15 protein-coding genes are annotated in these 16987 nt (G+C 49.1%); 8 read left to right on the forward strand and 7 right to left on the reverse strand.

Annotated elements, in window-relative coordinates; all coding sequences use genetic code 11:
* Positions 1 to 96: 96 nt before the first annotated feature.
* The 3 genes from F4X88_04610 to F4X88_04620 form a co-directional block, all read right to left on the reverse strand.
* Positions 97 to 3222 carry an MFS transporter gene (locus tag F4X88_04610; GenBank protein ID MYA55558.1) on the reverse strand — a complete coding sequence of 1042 codons (3126 nt, stop codon included), beginning with the start codon at positions 3220 to 3222 and terminating at the stop codon, positions 97 to 99.
* Positions 3223 to 3444: 222 nt separating this feature from the next.
* Positions 3445 to 5034 (reverse strand): hypothetical protein, encoded by a 1590-nt coding sequence (locus tag F4X88_04615; GenBank protein ID MYA55559.1) that lies wholly within the window; start codon positions 5032 to 5034, stop codon positions 3445 to 3447.
* Between the two features lie 72 nt (positions 5035 to 5106).
* Entirely contained in the window at positions 5107 to 5928 is an 822-nt protein-coding gene (locus F4X88_04620) for an RNA methyltransferase (protein MYA55560.1), read from the reverse strand.
* Positions 5929 to 6325: 397 nt separating this feature from the next.
* Between F4X88_04620 and gap the strand changes: the two genes are divergently transcribed.
* From gap to F4X88_04645, 5 genes are all read left to right on the forward strand, one after another.
* On the forward strand, positions 6326 to 7330 hold the full coding sequence (gap, locus tag F4X88_04625; protein MYA55561.1) for a type I glyceraldehyde-3-phosphate dehydrogenase: 1005 nt from the start codon (positions 6326 to 6328) through the stop codon (positions 7328 to 7330).
* A gap of 21 nt (positions 7331 to 7351) precedes the next feature.
* Entirely contained in the window at positions 7352 to 8104 is a 753-nt protein-coding gene (locus F4X88_04630; GenBank protein ID MYA55562.1) for a triose-phosphate isomerase, read from the forward strand.
* A gap of 54 nt (positions 8105 to 8158) precedes the next feature.
* Positions 8159 to 8578 (forward strand): preprotein translocase subunit SecG, encoded by a 420-nt coding sequence (secG, locus tag F4X88_04635; GenBank protein ID MYA55563.1) that lies wholly within the window; start codon positions 8159 to 8161, stop codon positions 8576 to 8578.
* A 31-nt stretch (positions 8579 to 8609) separates the two neighbouring features.
* Positions 8610 to 9020: a hypothetical protein gene (locus F4X88_04640; GenBank protein ID MYA55564.1), complete on the forward strand. Its 411-nt coding sequence runs from the start codon at positions 8610 to 8612 to the stop codon at positions 9018 to 9020.
* 101 nt (positions 9021 to 9121) lie between these two features.
* Positions 9122 to 10402, forward strand: a complete 1281-nt coding sequence (locus tag F4X88_04645) for a glucuronate isomerase (protein MYA55565.1) — start codon at positions 9122 to 9124, stop codon at positions 10400 to 10402.
* A gap of 14 nt (positions 10403 to 10416) precedes the next feature.
* Here the strand turns inward: F4X88_04645 and F4X88_04650 are convergent, their stop codons facing one another.
* Positions 10417 to 10701 (reverse strand): nucleotide pyrophosphohydrolase, encoded by a 285-nt coding sequence (locus F4X88_04650; GenBank protein ID MYA55566.1) that lies wholly within the window; start codon positions 10699 to 10701, stop codon positions 10417 to 10419.
* Positions 10702 to 10926: 225 nt separating this feature from the next.
* Positions 10927 to 12105: a hypothetical protein gene (locus F4X88_04655; protein MYA55567.1), complete on the reverse strand. Its 1179-nt coding sequence runs from the start codon at positions 12103 to 12105 to the stop codon at positions 10927 to 10929.
* Positions 12106 to 12295: 190 nt separating this feature from the next.
* On the opposite strand from F4X88_04655, the gene F4X88_04660 reads away from it, so the two are divergent.
* The 3 genes from F4X88_04660 to F4X88_04670 are packed head-to-tail and all read left to right on the forward strand — an operon-like array spanning position 12296 to position 14845.
* Entirely contained in the window at positions 12296 to 13168 is an 873-nt protein-coding gene (locus tag F4X88_04660; protein MYA55568.1) for a phytanoyl-CoA dioxygenase family protein, read from the forward strand.
* Positions 13169 to 13177: 9 nt separating this feature from the next.
* Complete coding sequence (locus F4X88_04665) at positions 13178 to 14041, forward strand: phytanoyl-CoA dioxygenase family protein (protein MYA55569.1); 864 nt, start codon at positions 13178 to 13180, stop codon at positions 14039 to 14041.
* A gap of 27 nt (positions 14042 to 14068) precedes the next feature.
* Positions 14069 to 14845 (forward strand): LamG domain-containing protein, encoded by a 777-nt coding sequence (locus tag F4X88_04670; GenBank protein MYA55570.1) that lies wholly within the window; start codon positions 14069 to 14071, stop codon positions 14843 to 14845.
* A 2-nt stretch (positions 14846 to 14847) separates the two neighbouring features.
* On the opposite strand, the gene F4X88_04675 is transcribed toward F4X88_04670, so the two are convergent.
* Both F4X88_04675 and F4X88_04680 read right to left on the reverse strand, forming a co-directional pair.
* Complete coding sequence (locus F4X88_04675) at positions 14848 to 16104, reverse strand: nucleotidyltransferase (protein ID MYA55571.1); 1257 nt, start codon at positions 16102 to 16104, stop codon at positions 14848 to 14850.
* Between the two features lie 18 nt (positions 16105 to 16122).
* Positions 16123 to 16758: a hypothetical protein gene (locus F4X88_04680; protein MYA55572.1), complete on the reverse strand. Its 636-nt coding sequence runs from the start codon at positions 16756 to 16758 to the stop codon at positions 16123 to 16125.
* Positions 16759 to 16987 lie beyond the last annotated feature (229 nt).

Consider the following 16987-nt stretch of genomic DNA (forward strand, 5'->3'; position numbering starts at 1 on the left):
GGGTCTAACACAACCTTTTTACGCCTTGCGGTTCGGTCAAGTGGATTAATACCTTAAACACCGGATCGTTTCTAAAATTCATATCAGCAGCGAATATTATTTTCTAAGTTGTTCAAGTTCGTTCCGGATCTGTTCTCTGGCACTCAAGAGATCACTCGGATCTGTGGTGGCAGGGAGGATTTCATCGAGTGCTTTCAAGGCATTGTTGTAGGACGCTATCTGTTTGTGGGACTGATTCATAGCTGCGTAGACGTTTCCAAGGACGTAATGGGAACGCCACGAATTAGCATCTACCGCAATGCCTTTCTTTCCATATCTTTCAGCGTCCTTTAGATTTTCCAATTGCAGATGGAGTCCCGCCATTGCTGCAAAAATAGGGGCAGGGAGCTGCGAAGTTGTTTCCTGCCGTTCAAGTCGTTCGTAGGTCCGAAGCGCATCCTTGTATCGTTCCTGCCGTTCATAGAGGGGACCTAAGAGCAGGTAGACCTCAAATCTTTTAGGGTCGCGTCTGAGTAGTTCTTCCAACTCCCTTGCTGCCTTTCCAAGTTCACCTTGCATCTCATACAACGTCGCCAGATGGAGGTATCCCTGAATGTCATCAGGATTCTGCGCCATCGTTTGCTGGACCTGCTTTTCAATCTGTCGGAGTTCTTCCTGTTCCCCCTCACGGATTAAGCCCGCAACCACACCGAAGTTATAGCGGATTGTTTCGTCAACAGGGTTGATTTCTACAGCATCATTCATGAGAGATGCTGCGCTCTGATACTGTCCACTGGCGTAAGCAATCTGTCCACGGATTAACCGCTGCGTGGCTCTGAAGTAGGTGTCGAGTTTCTCTCGAACCCTCCGCTTCTCTGCCAGTGTTGCGCCGTAGTTTTCGAGGTAAGGTAACACCCGCTCCCGATATTCTGACATCCCTTTAACGTTTTGCATTGTCGTCCCCACCAAGTCTGCCCCGCGAAAGAATTCTAATCGCGGTCGGTTGTCTGTGTGAATCGGTCCAACGCCAGCGTATTCACGCACAGTTTCAGGTCCCATCATGAATGAATCCAGCAGCGAGGGACCGTCGAGGTCATCGGCAGCAAGTCCTTCATGGATACTCGCGATCTGGGCACGTGCCATGAAGTTTCTATAGTCAATTCGGAGCGGTTCAGGTGTCCCGATGAGAATCACAAAATCGGGTGTGTATTTATACCAAAGCGTGGTATGTGGGAACACCTCAATGAAGGTGCGCACAATCATTTTATAATGCGACTCCGGCAAGCGATGCAACGGGACCCACTGACACATGATCCCGTCTTCACTGAGAATCCGACGACAGAGTCGGTAAAAGTCGGCGGTATAGATATTGGAACTTCCCGCACTCACAAGCGGGTGGATAATGCCCGTTGAGATCATGTCGTATTTCGTTTTCGTCATCAGGATGTGATTTCGTCCGTCATTGAGTCTATAATTGAACTGCGGATTTTCAAACACATTTCCGTTGATGTGCGTGAAATGCTTTTGCGCCGCGGAAATCACCCCACTGGACAATTCTATTGCGTCAACCCGTACACCGTGCTGTGTGATTGAATGCGAGGTCAGCCCCATACCGAATCCGACGACGAGTGCCTGTTTCGGACGTGGGTGCAACAACAGCGGTAGGTGTGCAATGACGCGATGCGAGGGAGAATCCCAGCGCGAGGCATCTGCTGCCTGATTTGTATCCACATAGAGACGGTAGACCCCTTCATCGTCTTTTAACGTCGTTACCGTGGCATCCACCTCTTCGTTGTAATCAATGAGCGTATCGCCGGGACGTTGCGTTTTAAAAATAGTACTCTTGAGAAAGAGCGGTTGGTTCACTGTAAGCAGAAGCACCACAGCCAATCCGGTATTGAGAACCGGCATTCCAATGCCCACGCCCTGTAGGAGCGACTTTCCTGTCTCAGTGAGTTGTCTACTCCTAAAAATAAGGAAACACCCGATGCCCGTGTTCAAAGCGACCGTCAGCACGATGCTCGGTCGAATGCCGAGAAGTGGAATTAAGATGAATCCTGCACAAAACGCGCCCAAAATACTTCCAACCGTGTTGACTGCGTAGATGTTTCCGATACTCCTGCCCAATTGGCGTGCGTTGCCGGTGTAAATCTTCGTCACGAGTGGGAAACTCGCGCCCATCAAAAACGTCGGCAAACACATCACAAGGAAACAGGAGAAAAACGCCCAAAATCTGCTCGAACCGAAGGTGGATTGGAAGGCTTGGCTCATCCCGTACAATTCCTCAAACGCTGGCATCAAGATAAGCGCGAAGAGTCCGATACCGAGTTGAACGATGCCAAAAACTGCGATCGGTTGTTTAATCCGATCAACCCAGCGCGAAAACACCATGCTCCCCAATGCTATGCCGAACAGGAACGCCGCCAGCATTGTCGCAAAGGCATACGTCGTGCTCCCGAGGAAGAAAACCATGATACGGGTCCACAACACTTCATACGCCAAGGCACAGAACCCGGAGATCCCTATCGCCCATAACACCAATTGCTTTTCAGGTAGATAGGACACATCCTCAGATTCCGCGTGTTGTGTTTCTTCAGGGGGTTCGTCCGCTTCTGTTCCCGATACCTTCTGTGTCAACGCTAATGCAATCGCTGCGACAGCGAAATTAATAGCGATACCGATACCGAGCGTCCATCGGACCCCGAACGCTTCAATCAGGAAAAATCCCGCCGCTACCGTTCCGATAACGGCACCGAAAGTGTTCAAGGCATACAGGATGCCGATGTTCGTGCCGAGTTGTTCCAGTCTTTTCACAAAAAATCGGGTTAGCACGGGGAGTGTGCCGCCCATCAATGTAGAGGGAATCAGAATGACTCCGAACGTCAGCACGAACCGAATCAGTGAGAGGGTATAGAATTCTGACGTGACGTGACGATGGATGAGCACATAGATCGCGCCAAGTGCCGCGAGAATGAGGGGCCACACCAGGCAAAACGCACCGATACCGGCTTCCAGCAGCGCGTAGATTCGCAGGGGAGATTGTGTGCTTTCGTCAATCTTCCTACCGAAGTAGTAGCTCCCGAGGGCGAGTCCTGCCATGAACGCTGTTAGGACGGTACTCGTTGCGAAGACAGTGCTCCCGAAAATGAGCGTGAGTTGCCGCATCCAGATGACTTGATAGATGAGTCCACTGGCACCGGAAAGAATAAAGATGAGCCAAACGATGGGCTTGGTGTATCGCATTTTTTTTCATTATGCTACAAAAGATGCACAGGCTAACAGGCTATGCTACAAAAGCCGGAGGTCTCTGCCTATTCATCTGATGCGGACCGCTTAGGGCGGGCTGACGTTAAATACATTCTCGCTGAATTTGTCAGTCTCATCAGCAACTATATGATACCTTAATCCGCCCCAGAATTCAAGTGGAATCCTCTAATTCCTTGTGTTCAATTATTGAAAATCCGTTTATTCATTTACCAAGCGGTAACTAATAGGGATGACGTAACTTCGGAGTGTCAAACCGTCTATTGTTTCTGTTTCTACACGAGGTTCGGGTTCCGCTCGATGATCGAAGACGACGTAGTACCCTTTGCTCGCTTTTTCCGATTTGAGATACACAGCGAGTTGCGCTTTGCCCGCTTCATAGCGACGCGGACCTTCCCAAATTTTTGTTTCGACAATGTATTTTTGCGCATTGTGGAAGATAACGAGATCCATCCTACCACGCCCGGTTTGCACTTCAAGGGATATTACACCGCGAATCAGACTCACAAACTGGTCAAGATAGGCGTAGAGAAGGTCTTGGCCGACGTACTCTTTGGGGGTTTCCGGGACTTGGAGGATCCGAAACCCTACGCGTGCGATGAAATCTCGGAAGTTGTCGAGGAGTCGTTCCATATGAATCTGTCCTATCGGCATGAGGTAGTCGAGAAAATCGGTATCTTCAGGCAAGTAGTCCCGCTCCAATCCGTTGATCATTGGTTTGAACGCTTGTAGGATACAATGCTGATAAATCGGATTGAGAATCTGGCACATACCATCAGGTCCCTTCCCGATAACGCCATACGTCGCGAGTTCACTGATGAGTTCATGGTGTAGACTGAAACGGGTGCCTCTCTGATAAGAGGCGATTTCCATCAGGAGGCTTTTAAAGCGCGGGTCTCTACGAATATTCGTCACCAGATGTGTGAGATTGGTGTTATTTTCTTCAAGGATCTCTGCGTATGCCTTTGAAAAATGCGTCATTGCAATCGTCTCGGTTTTCGGGACGTTCATCTCCTCAGTCAGGATTTGCGCGAACCGATTGACGAGGAACGGCTGTCCGGCAGTCTGTCTGTGGATATTCTCAACGACTTCAGGCGTGAAAGTTTGGCCGACTTCATCTGTATACTGTGCAAGGAGTTCGCGGACCTGCTCAAGGGTAAAGTTGGGTAAGGTGAACTCGTCTTGGATATTGAAGGGCGAGATAGAGCGGTCTAAATTGAGTTGCGTGATGCTCTTAACGCCTACGATGCCGACGCTATAGGGAGATTTGCGCATAGAACGATGCACATAGATATTGCGGAGTGTATGAAGGAAACCCGTCAGAGCATCGTCAGGAATGCCATCAAATTCGTCAACGATGAGGACAAGTCTCTCATCTCCGAGAAAAGCTCCGAACTGTTGAAAGAATTCGAGCATGGCAACGTGATCCGTTAACGTTGTGTTCTCCAAAAGTTGACTTAAAGCTTCAGAAGGCACGATACTGCGCTTCTCAAAGACGCGCTGGATCTCTTCGTAAATCCTTTTGTAGAGCGAAGCATAGAAATTGGACGCCGTGTAGTCTTCATAGATTTCAAAATTGAGTTCAATGGGGAAGTAGGCTTCTCCGGTATCGGCGGCGAGGGTATCAAGCGCCCATTGGAAGAACGTGGTTTTGCCGGTTTGTCGGGGCGCGAAGATAACGATATAGCGTCCGAGTTTGACGCGTTTGATGAAATCAGCGAGCTCCTCAGTGCGCGAGACGACGTAATGTTCTTCAGGATTCACGGGTCCGTATGTGCTAAATGTTTTCATTTTTTATAAATCGGGGTTACAAACCCCTCCCACGCATTGTTCAAAGGTTAGCATATTATACTATAAGCCGATTTATTCTGTCGGCTCTAATTCCTTCTCCAATCGCTCAATGTACCGATACGTCGTAGAAAAAATCAGATCCAATGTAGCGATGTCCCGCGCTTCCAACGGGGCGCGGGAGAAGACCCGGCGCAACGACTTCAGATACGTCTCCCACTCGTGATTATACGGGGTCACACCTACCTTATCCAGCAGACGGGTCACACGTTCATAGAACTCTTCCAAGACGTTCACTTCGGCATAATCGATCTCAGCGGGAGGGTACTCGTTCAGACTCGCAATGAAGACCTCATAAGCAAAGATTTGGACTGCCTGTGCCAAATTTAAGGACGGGTTCTTTGTCGCCATTGGTACACTCGCAGTCAACTGGCAAAGACTGATCTGATCGGTGGACAAGCCGAAATCTTCGCGTCCAAACAGCAACGCGACCGATTTGTCCTGCGAAATTGTAGCAATCGTCTCTGCGGCTTCCCTTGCGGGGACGGGCTGCGGTAGGCGGACATCGCGGCGACGGTGCGTCGTTCCTACCAAATACTGGATACCTTCGAGTGCATCTTTGAGTTCGGGAACGACGTGGCAATTTTCAAGGATATCCTTGGCACCATGCGCCATATACCACGCTGCATCTACGTCGCGGAATGGGACTGGGTTCACGAGATAGAGTTGGGAAAGCCCCATCCCTTTTACAACTCTGGCGACAGAGCCGATGTTTCCGGGTTCACGCGGTTCAAAGAGGATAACTCGGACGTTCGTGAGATTCTCCGGCACTGTAACAGGAATCGCACGGAAGTTTCCAGTCGGTTGAATCGCTTTTTTGGGAGTGTTTGTTGACATACCAATAGGGTATCTGAAACCGTCCGAATTGTCAAGTCAAATTGCTTCAGAACGGGTATGGACTTAACAACGCGCTTGCAATTTACTGCATTTTAGGGTATAATTAAAAAGGATTTAAATCACGAAATTGGAACAATCAGAAATCAAGGACATCGTTTGCAAGCCTACGTTGTGAAAACCTCGAACACTCGCGCTTTTGGGACGGCTTGCTGGTTTCTAAGACTTACTGTTAGAAAGAAAGCCGTGTAACGGCTTTTTAATTTTACCTTGCGGAAAAATGAAGTGCGTTTAGAACTCTCACGTGCGTCTCTTAAATCCGCACTCCATTCCATTACGTGCTAACATTTTTGAAACTTTTTAGAACAAAACAATATTTACGAAGGAATTTATTTCTCTCATGTCAACTAAAGTAGGTATTAATGGTTTTGGCCGGATTGGTAGGAACGCCTTCCGAGCGGCATTGCAGAATCCCGCGTTGGATATAGACTTCGTGGCTATCAACGATTTGACAAACCCGGAGACCCTCGCGCATCTTCTCGAATATGACTCCATTCACGGCATCTTGTCCGATGACATTACAGTTACAGACGACGGATTGGTGGTAAACGGAAAAGAGATACGTGTTCTCGCCGAACGGGACCCCGGTAACCTACCGTGGGGTGAACTCGGTGTGGATGTTGTTATCGAATCCACCGGTTTCTTCACGGAGCGGGAAGATGCCGAGAAACACATTACTTCCGGTGGTGCGAAAAAAGTGGTCATCTCTGCCCCCGCGAAGGGTGAGGACATTACGATTGTGCTGGGTGTCAACGACGATAAATATGACAAATCGGAACACCACGTCATCTCTAACGCTTCGTGTACGACGAACTGCCTCGCACCTGTTGCCAAGGTCCTGCACGAAGATTTTGGAATTGAGAGCGGCTTAATGACGACCGTTCACGCCTACACCGGTGACCAGCGAGTTCACGATTTCCCGCATTCTGATATGCGCCGCGCACGTGCAGCAACGCTCTCGATGATCCCGACGACGACCGGTGCCGCTGTCGCGGTTGGAAAAGTCTTACCAGAATTGAACGGTAAACTCGATGGATTTGCAATCCGTGTCCCGACCCCGAACGTCTCCGTTGTTGATCTCACTGTCGATCTCAAGAAGAGACCGAGTGCCGAAGCGGTCAACGCATCACTGAAAGAAGCAGCAGGGGGTAGCTTGGATGGAATCCTCGGCTATTCCGAACTCGACCTCGTTTCAGCGGATTTCAATGGGAACAAACTCTCCTCGGTTCTCGATGCTCCGTTCACTAAAGTAATTGAAGATGGATTGATTAAAGTCCTGTCGTGGTATGATAATGAGTGGGGCTACTCCAACCGTCTCGTTGAACTTACGGCACGCGTGCTTTAGCGCGCTACGGAAGAAAGGACTATGCGAACACCTATTATTGCGGGAAATTGGAAACTGAACAAAACCATTTCAGAGGCGGTCGCGCTCGTAACGGGGTTAAAGGCATCTGTTGCGGACGAGACCGACGTTGAAACCATTGTTGCACCGCCGTTTACTGCCCTCTCCGCTGTCAGCGATGCCATAAAGGGCAGTAACATTCGCCTCGCTGCCCAAGATGTCTATTGGGAGGACAGTGGTGCCTTTACCGGCGAAGTCTCTGCGCCACTGTTGAAAGATGCTGGATGTGATTACGTGATTATCGGGCATTCGGAGCGGCGCCAATATTTCGGCGAAACGAACGACAGCGTCAACCAAAAAGTAAAAGCGGCGTTAGCACACGACTTAAAGCCGATCATTTGTGTCGGTGAGCAACTCGAAGAACGGGAAGCTGGACACACAGAAACGGTGATTGAGAGCCATGTGACGGGCGGTATTTCGGGCTTATCCGCGGCTGATCTTCTGTCCTGCGTCATCGCCTATGAACCGGTTTGGGCAATCGGCACTGGAAAAACTGCTACGCCTGCTCAAGCACAGGAGGTCCATCACTTCATTCGAGGTTTGCTAACGAAGGCGTATTCGGCAGAAGTCGCGTCGCAGATATGCATTCAATATGGTGGTAGTGTTAAGCCGGAGAATGCTGCAGAACTCATGGCACAACCTGACGTGGATGGTGCCCTCGTTGGCGGGGCAAGTCTTGAGGCGGAATCGTTCGCGGAAATCGTGAAGTTTGTATAGCAAGTTTCGGCTTGCAAGCGGTGCCGAAACTCGCCCAATAGGAGGAAAAATCAGATGGAAATTATTATTGGTTTCGTAGTGTTTCTCTTCGTGCCGGTTTGTGTCGTTCTGACGCTAATCATTTTGTTACAGGACAGCAAGGGAGAAGGACTGTCATCAAGCGCATTTGGTGGCGCGGAAATGCAGTCTGTTCTCGGAGGCCGCGGTGCCGCGACCTTCCTGAGTAAACTGACGACATGGCTCGCTATCGGGTTCATGGTTATCTCACTGTTCCTGATGCGTTTCTACGGAGAAAATAGCGGTGGTGAACTCACACCGCTCGAGCAAGAAACAACACAGGAAGCCACAACCGAACCCATTGACACCACAGACGAAGGAAGCGTTGAAACACCTACAGATGGAAACAGCGGAAATGCTGCCGACGACGCATCGAAGACAGAACTCGACAGTGGGACCACCGACAGCACAGAATAATTTTTAATTTTACCTTGCGAATAATTAAAAAATGCTTTCATGGACAGTGCATCCACTTGTTGAGAATTGGCGCAAATCCATCTTATTAGGCGTTTTTCTAACCCTTCTTTTCATCGGCATCTATTGGGGTTTCCAATCCATTTACATCGCCCTGTTGTCCGCCATTTTTCTACTCGGATCGCTCTATAAGTACTTTCTTCCGTTTCACCATAACTGTGAAGCAGATAAACTTATCATCACCAGTTGCTGCTATAGACTGGAGCGACCTTGGGATACATTTCGCAGCTTCTACGTTGACAGGAACGGGGTGCTGCTCAGCCCATTTGCGCATCGGACACGCCTTGAGAACTTCCGCGGTGTTTACGTCCGTTTCGGAAAACACTCCCCTGAGGAAGTTATTGATTTCATCACCCGTAAGATTTCGCCAGAATCCTCTTCCTGAATATCGCAAAGGCAGTGCAGATGGAAAAGAAAAATACAGAAAGCGTTAGAAGGTGTCAATGTTCGTTTTTTTAGTTGATTTTGTTACAGGAGAGGATTACCATGAACGTTTCTGAATCGAACCACACGCAGAAAATTGCGAGTACAGAAGAATTGAAAACCGCCGTTTTAGATGCCGTGAATACCCAAAGTGTTACAGATATTCACACACATCTCTTTAGTCCCCCGTTCGGTGAGTTGCTACTGTGGGGTATTGATGAACTCCTGACCTATCACTATCTCATCGCTGAAGTATTCCGCGAATCTGATGTCTCATACCCGCAATTTTGGGCACTGTCGAAAACCGAACAAGCGGAACTGATTTGGCAGACGCTGTTCATTGAGAATTCCCCCCTGAGCGAGGCGTGCCGCGGGGTTGTGACGACTTTAAACGCGTTAGGCTTGGATGTGGGTTCGCGAAACCTACAGGACTATCGCGCCTATTTTGCGGATACTACCGTCGAAGCCTTTATAGACACCGTCTTTGAACACGCGAAAGTCTCTAAAGTGGTGATGACAAACGACCCGTTCGATTCGGCAGAGGCACCCGTATGGCAATCCGGGGATACTGGCGACACACGCTTTGAGGCGGCTCTCCGAATGGATGTCCTTATCAATACCTATGAAGAAGTCGGTTATGAACATCTCCGGGGGCTCGGCTATGATGTCGATCCGAGTCTATCAACGGAAAAAACCTATAAAGAAATCCGCCGATTTTTAGAGACGTGGATTCAACGAATGAATCCAAAATACATGGCGGTCTCTCTCCCACCTGATTTCCAATACCCTGATGACGGTGTTCTCGGACGGTTGTTTGATAACTGTATACTACCGATCTCCCGTGAATTTAACGTTCCCTTCGCACTCATGATCGGGGTGAAGCGTGCAGTGAATCCACAACTTCAGATGGCAGGTGATGGCAGTGGCAAGGCGGACTTGACCAGTCTGGAAACGCTGCTCCGTGAAAATCCTGATAATAAGTTTCTTGTTACACTCCTGTCGCGTGAAAATCAGCACGAGTTGTGTGTGATCGGACGAAAATTCAAAAATCTGATGATATTTGGATGTTGGTGGTTTATGAACAACCCGAGCGTCATTGAGGAGATCACACGAGAGCGGATTGAATTGCTGGGTTTGAGTGTCATCCCGCAACACTCGGATGCGAGAATTTTGGATCAACTTCTTTACAAGTGGAAACATTCACGGCGAATTATCGCAGATGTCTTAGTAGAGAAATACCAGACAGTCCTTGATGTCGGATGGACATTGACTTCAGCAGAGATTGAACGGGATGTCAATAACCTATTCGGTGGGAATTTCGATCGGTTTCTGAACGAAAACTGAGTTCGCTTACGGGGTCAACAGTGGCAAGGGGTTTCGCTGCACTTCGGGCACCCCTCTGCGTAGATTTTCGCGGCGTCCTCAAGAGAAATACCGAGTAGACTCGCTAACGTAGCGAGCCATGCAAAGACATCGGCGAACTCCTCCCGGAGCCGCGTCATGTCCTGTGGCTGCTTGCGGATCTCTTTCGCCAACTCACCTACCTCTTCAACGAACCATGTGAAGGTTAGCGGCACGCCACGCTCAGCATCGCGGGTGTAGTAGATATCTTCAATCTGTTTCTGAAACGCTTCAATTGTCATCTTTTTAATTTTCCTTGCGGTTAGACGATGTGGGTTTGAGCACTGTTGTCCCGTGCTTAAATTCGCCCTCCATTTCATTACGGGCTACGGATTTTTAGCATTCGATTGGAAGAAAAAAAATAAAATCCATCGGTATTATATCCATCAAATCTTGCCATCGCAATAAGCCTCCTCTCCCCCAATCCTGTCAAGAATTCAGTGATTCCGCAGCAGGGCTGCGCGGTATTAGACAGCGGTTTGGAAAGCCTCCCACGTGTCGCCTGCAGCGGCAGCTTGACGTTCCAATTCAGTCCGCCAGCCGACGACCATCCCGGACTTAATCTGCCTGATGTCATATCCGGCATATCGATCCTCAAGCGTATCGCCGAGTGTCTGGGTTTCTGCCCACCTGTCCCATGCGGTCTTCATAAACGCGTGCGGTAAAGCGTCTCGGACCGCAGGATCAAGTTGCCAAGCGTTTCGAGCGTCTGCAGTCGAAGGCTCGCCGGTGAATTCGCCTGACCATTTCGACCAGCCGATCGACAAAGTGTTGCGCTCGCGTTCAGGCACGGTGTGCCCTGTGTGGATATTGTTGCCATTGCGGATGAGTGCCTCTCCCGGTTTGAGCCGGATAGCGACCTGACCGGGTAACGGATCGACCCCGTTCCAACTCGGTGTATGTGGGACGCCTTGCTCTTTCATATCCTGTGGGAGTAGCACGTCGTGCTCAAAGGGGGTGCGCCATCGATGATGGCTACCGGGGATAAGTTCATGGCATTCGTCGTCTGTGAGTGCCAAAAACATGCTCACGCCGTTCCGTTCGGTAATTCGTTTCTCGTTGCTTTCTTGAATTTCTTTCCAGCGGATCCGTTCTACCTCTTCGGAATAGTCTTCGGGGGTGTCTCCACGGATTTCCCGCTGTGAGAAGTAACTTGCTCCGTCCCCCCACCATGTCACATCTCTGTGCCAACTGGGCCCGTTCTGCTGTTTTCGTGGATTTGCCCACAGCAACATCCCACTAAACGTCAGGTCCTCAGGTTGAAGTCCGTGACACCAAGATGCAACAAAATCTAAGAAATCTGAAGAACCGTGGAACTCGGCGAAACTCGACTCATCAAAAGCGGGATGGATGAGTCCTCGGATTGCCCACGGTTCATCGTGCGCTGCGCGGTGGACGTACCCTTTCGAGGTGTCGATTTTGTCGTAGACGTTTTCGGGGGCACACGCCTCAGTGACGCGGCGACCTGCCTCTCGGAGAATGGGGATCCACGGGTTATCAACAAAGTCATTGACGATGACAAAACCGTGCTCCTTCAGGTATGCCAATCTTTCAGGCGTGGCACCCGGCCCCGAAAGTTCAGGCTGAAAATCTGCAAACGCTGTTGCACGGTAGGTCTCTTTCGCTGTTACTGCGTTCGTACTCATTGTCTTCCTCCCTATGTTAGACGGTGACCTTGAACCAGTACGCTATTTTAGCATAATTCGCGTATTTTCCCAAATTTTAGTGGATAGTACTCCGGGTCATTCAGTTTTAAGAAATTAACGGGCTTGACTTTTCCACCAAATATGCTATCATTTCAACAGCAGTTCAAAAGATTGTCGTCCACCTTTGCAAATGAAAAAACAGGAGATGACCATGAACGAAGAACCAACGCTACAGGATCAACGTTTTAAACTAAGTCCGGATGAACGCGCATTCTGGAACGAGAACGGTTACCTCGTCCGCTTGAATGTATTTACCCGCGAAGAGAACGATGTATTCCGTCAAGTCGCTGAAGACATTGTAGACAGGAAACGTCCATTTCCAACCGTACATATCGATCAGAACGCCCTCGTCAGGGATGGAAAAGCGGCGCAGCAAGGTATCTATGCGATGCACAAAATCCATTTTCCGAGCTGCTATGACCCAGAATTTCTCACACGTGTTCGAGATCCACGCCTCACCGATCCACTTGTCGATCTACTCGGTCCAGATATCCTCGGTATCAACACGTTATTTATCTGGAAAGCCCCGAAGATCGGTCTCGGTTTCCCGTGGCATCAAGATAAGTTCTATTTCCGCACTCGGTTTAGGACAGAGACAACTGTTGGAACATGGACAGCGATCGATCCGGCAGATCGAGAGAACGGTTGTCTCTACGTTATCCCGGGTAGCCATAAATGGGATATTTTTGAACACGGCGACCTTGAAGGCTCACAACAGCAGGAATTTAAGATGGCACGCGGTGTCCGCGACGAAGACGGTGTAGCGGTGGAAGTGCCGCCTGGTGCGGTTATCTGGTTCCATAGCCATCTCCTGCACAAGAGTATGGACAATCACAGCCTACGGTTCCGCCGGAGTTTCGTCGCCCATTACCTGAGCGCGCAAGCGGAATGGGTAAAACCTAAACCGGCGGGTGGGTCTGCTGTTATGTGGATTCGCGGTAAGACCTATCCGGGTAAAGTCCAAGAAGTCGAACATGATGTCGTCCCCATCCCCGAATTTTAGGAAACCACGATGAATACAGATTCAACACGACAAGACTTACGTTTTGGCTTGCGTTCAGATGAACTTTCCTATTGGAAGGAGAATGGCTATCTTGTGCGTCTAAACGTATTCACTGCTGAAGAGAACGATGCCCTTCGTCAAGTTGCTGAAGATGTCGTGGATGGAAAACGTCCATATCCAGATACGAACATTGATCAGAACGCGCTCGTCAGAGACGGGAAAGTAGAAGAGCAAGGCATCTATGCGATGCACAAAATCCATCATCCGAGTTGTTACTGTCCGGAATTCCTGGCGCGTGTGCGCGATCTGCGGCTCACGGATCCACTCGTTGATATCCTCGGCCCGGACATCCTTGGCATCAATAATCTATTTATCTGGAAGGCACCGAAGATCGGTCTCGGTTTCCCGTGGCATCAGGACAAATTCTACTTTCGCAACCGGTTTAATACGGAAACGACCGTCGGGACATGGACGGCTATCGACACAGCAGATCGAGACAACGGTTGTCTCTATGTGATCCCCGGTAGTCACAAACGGGATATTTTTGAGCATGACGACCTTGAAGGCTCACAACAACAAGAATTCAAACTCGCGCGTGGTGCCCGCGATGAAGAAGGTGTTCCAGTAGAGGTGCCACCCGGTGCGGTTATTTGGTTCCATAGTCATCTCTTGCATAAGAGCACGGACAACCATAGCCTGCGGTTCCGTCGGAGTTATGTCATCCACTACCTCAGTGCACAAGCAGAATGGGCACATCCTGCGGCACTCAAAAGTAGACAAAGACAACCCGTCATGTGGATTCGCGGTAAGACCTTCCCCAATAAAGTTCACGAGGTCGAGCGCGATGTGCGCCCAACCTCCGAATCCACTTGACATACAACACCAAAGGAATACGTAACAATGATTGCTTGGAAATCACCTGTGATGATATTGATGATCCTGCTATGTGGCACTGGCCTCAGTGTAGCAGACGTCTTAGAAGACGCGCTCGTTGGCGCGTGGCTTTTCGACGAGAACCAAGGCGGGACAGCGGCAGATGCCTCTGGAAACGGGCATGATGGCGATATTCAGGGTGCGAAATGGGTTCAAGGCAAAATAGGAACGGCTCTCGAATTCAACGGTGATGGTAATATCGTAGAAATTCCACATGATAAAGTGTTCGACCTCACCGAATACACAATATCGGCGTGGATCAAAACGGAGCCAACGGGTCTCTGGCAAACCGTGATCGGGAAAGAGCCTGTCGCTGGGAACCCGAGGAATTATGGGATCTTCGTTGCGGGCAATACGAAACTGCTTGGCGTGAACTACACCACTGCTGGTGCATGGAAGACCGCCTTTAGCAAGACGGTCGCTGCGGATGGCAAGTGGCATCACGTTGCTGCAACCTTTGATGGCACGTTCCTTCGTGCGTATTTTGACGGTGTGATGGAGGGCGAAACTAAGACCGAAATCCCGCCGGATCACAATACGGAACCTGTCCGAATCGGACGCTGGGGGAATCCGAGAGGCGATTATTGGGCGGGCGTGCTTGATGAGGTCGCAATGTTTAGTCAGGCGTTGACGGAAGACGAGATCAACGACATCACGATGAACATGCGCGATGCGTTAGCCGTCGAGGCATCGGGGAAGCTTACGGTGACCTGGGGGACACTCAAGCGGTCCTTTTCGCGATAAGTTCACACAGACGAACAACAGGAGGCAGATTTTTCTCGTATTCTTCTCGTGCCTTCCTTGACGACTCGTTCACCTAAGCAGAATTTCAGTGATTTTTCAACACGCTGAATATTGCTCAGTTCCAACGCTTCGGTCAGTTCTATTTCCACCTGCTTAAGCCAATCCATGAAACACGCTTGTCGGATCGGATGTTCCTGCCATTCAGCTGCGAAGTTTTCAAGCGGGTTCACCGGATTGCGTATGAGAGTCACGCCGTTATTATCATATTCAATATAGTGCGGCATTTGTGTTAAAATCTTCAGTAGCGTTTGTTGAAGATCTTTCTCGTTGTAGTAGGCATGCGCCGCAAGCGTCGTGATAATAATAGAGGATGGTTTAGCCTTTTCGTCATAGGCAAATTGATTCTTATCGAACCAAATGTCGCGGTGTCTCTTCAAAATCTGAATAGATTGCTGAATTGGTGTTTTGATTCTATAGTCAGGCACGTTGTCAATCTGCCTTCGCGTTAGAGACCTTCGGATTGCGGCACCCCTTTTTTTCATGCGACTTCGGAACCATTCGGCGTATCCCTTCGGATTACTGCACGGCCAGTTAGTATCAATTTGACAGTAATTGGGTAAAGTATTATCCGTAATTGCAATCTCGAAATCTAACCGGTTAGAAGATGAACCCTCTTTCGATTCAGGGGGAAATTTGAAGGGGGCAGCGTTTGAAACCGCAGGTAAGATATCCACGTGGAACTGAGCACCGTTAGCGTAATTCAATTTCCAAGAATGCTGAGTCTCTTTGGGTAGAAAGCACATATTCATAGCATGGGCATAAGCCTTGATTTCCTTCCCGACTAAATGCTTTAATTTTTCTTGACTGATTTCGGTTTTCTGAAGACGCACTTCACTGACAAGGTCTATATCATATTCTTCGGCATCAGACAAAGGTTTCGTGACAGTACCAAGTACAAAAGAACCTTGCGGGTAAATTTCAGGGCTGTAGCAAGCAACTTTAGATTCGTCCCGTTCCAACCACGCGCCGAGCGATTCATAAAGCTTTACAATGTGTGTATAGTGGTTTTCAGAAATGTCTAATGCGTCGGCTATGGCTTCAAGCAGCGGACTGGCTTGCGCCGGGTAAGTAAGTGTAGGAACTTCTCCTGTCCCGCGTTCAAGCCTCTCACGGACGACTTTGTCTACAGCGCGTTGAATTTGTCGTCTTGTAAACTTGCCTCGCTTGGGGGGATATTTAACCGTTCTTTTCCGTGCCATGTGAACCACCTCCTTAGATCACATTTCAACCGGTTGTTCGCTATTTTTCTCTAACCATCTGACAATCACCGAAGCGTAATCATTAAAAATCATATCTTCGGCATCTAATCGAAGCTCTTCAGCTGTCTGAGGCAAATCTTTCATAAATTTTTGGTAACGTTCCCAAATGATGCTTCCACCCGGGATTATCTGCCGTCCCGATGCAGTGCGAAGCCAGTTCCGAACAACTCCCACAATCGTTTCAAGATCGTTGCTGTGTGCCTGAATGTCCTGTCCAGCGATATCCGAGATAAACTGCTGATACCGGTACGGCTCTTTATCCAAGACGAGACATTTTTTCTCTTTCTGATCCGCTACTCCGAACTTCTTTGCCCCGAGGAAAATACCCAATTCCAGAGGCATATTAAATCGCGGAAACCCCGAACTCTCGTCTAATTCTATTCTGGATATATCATGAATTCCATAACAGCAATCCGCAACGATGTTGTAAATCTTATCGATGCGGACCTGACTCGCATCTTCTTCCTCAAGAGCACACCGGGCAATGAAACCGCAATCGTGGACAGTAAACACTATTGCATCAAACAATGGCTTATACGCTGGATCGAAGGGGCAATTGATAAAAACATTATCAGTATAGTGAGTTGATCTCATGATCTCCTACGGTTGCGTTGAATTCCGGACAGATTTTCGCGACGTGAAATTGATTAACCTTTAGGAATTATGCCATAAACCTGCCCGGATATCAAGACGTTTTTACGACTTTTTAGGGACATTTCGTCCGATTTTTAGTCTATTGGGGCGATATCTGCATGCCGTAGGCGAGGTTTGAAACCTCGTCTGTAAAGGGGTCTGCGTAAACCCTGCTTTAGAGAGGATTCAA

The organism is Candidatus Poribacteria bacterium (genome assembly GCA_009839745.1).
Lineage (GTDB): Bacteria > Poribacteria > WGA-4E > WGA-4E > WGA-3G > WGA-3G.

Coding starts and splice junctions, on each gene's coding strand:
- F4X88_04610 (MYA55558.1), bottom strand. CDS start 3,222: ATGCGATACACCAAGCCCATCGTTTGGCTCATCTTTATTCTTTCCGGT.
- F4X88_04615 (MYA55559.1), bottom strand. CDS start 5,034: ATGAAAACATTTAGCACATACGGACCCGTGAATCCTGAAGAACATTAC.
- F4X88_04620 (MYA55560.1), bottom strand. CDS start 5,928: ATGTCAACAAACACTCCCAAAAAAGCGATTCAACCGACTGGAAACTTC.
- gap (MYA55561.1), top strand. CDS start 6,326: ATGTCAACTAAAGTAGGTATTAATGGTTTTGGCCGGATTGGTAGGAAC.
- F4X88_04630 (MYA55562.1), top strand. CDS start 7,352: ATGCGAACACCTATTATTGCGGGAAATTGGAAACTGAACAAAACCATT.
- secG (MYA55563.1), top strand. CDS start 8,159: ATGGAAATTATTATTGGTTTCGTAGTGTTTCTCTTCGTGCCGGTTTGT.
- F4X88_04640 (MYA55564.1), top strand. CDS start 8,610: ATGCTTTCATGGACAGTGCATCCACTTGTTGAGAATTGGCGCAAATCC.
- F4X88_04645 (MYA55565.1), top strand. CDS start 9,122: ATGAACGTTTCTGAATCGAACCACACGCAGAAAATTGCGAGTACAGAA.
- F4X88_04650 (MYA55566.1), bottom strand. CDS start 10,701: ATGACAATTGAAGCGTTTCAGAAACAGATTGAAGATATCTACTACACC.
- F4X88_04655 (MYA55567.1), bottom strand. CDS start 12,105: ATGAGTACGAACGCAGTAACAGCGAAAGAGACCTACCGTGCAACAGCG.
- F4X88_04660 (MYA55568.1), top strand. CDS start 12,296: ATGAAAAAACAGGAGATGACCATGAACGAAGAACCAACGCTACAGGAT.
- F4X88_04665 (MYA55569.1), top strand. CDS start 13,178: ATGAATACAGATTCAACACGACAAGACTTACGTTTTGGCTTGCGTTCA.
- F4X88_04670 (MYA55570.1), top strand. CDS start 14,069: ATGATTGCTTGGAAATCACCTGTGATGATATTGATGATCCTGCTATGT.
- F4X88_04675 (MYA55571.1), bottom strand. CDS start 16,104: ATGGCACGGAAAAGAACGGTTAAATATCCCCCCAAGCGAGGCAAGTTT.
- F4X88_04680 (MYA55572.1), bottom strand. CDS start 16,758: ATGAGATCAACTCACTATACTGATAATGTTTTTATCAATTGCCCCTTC.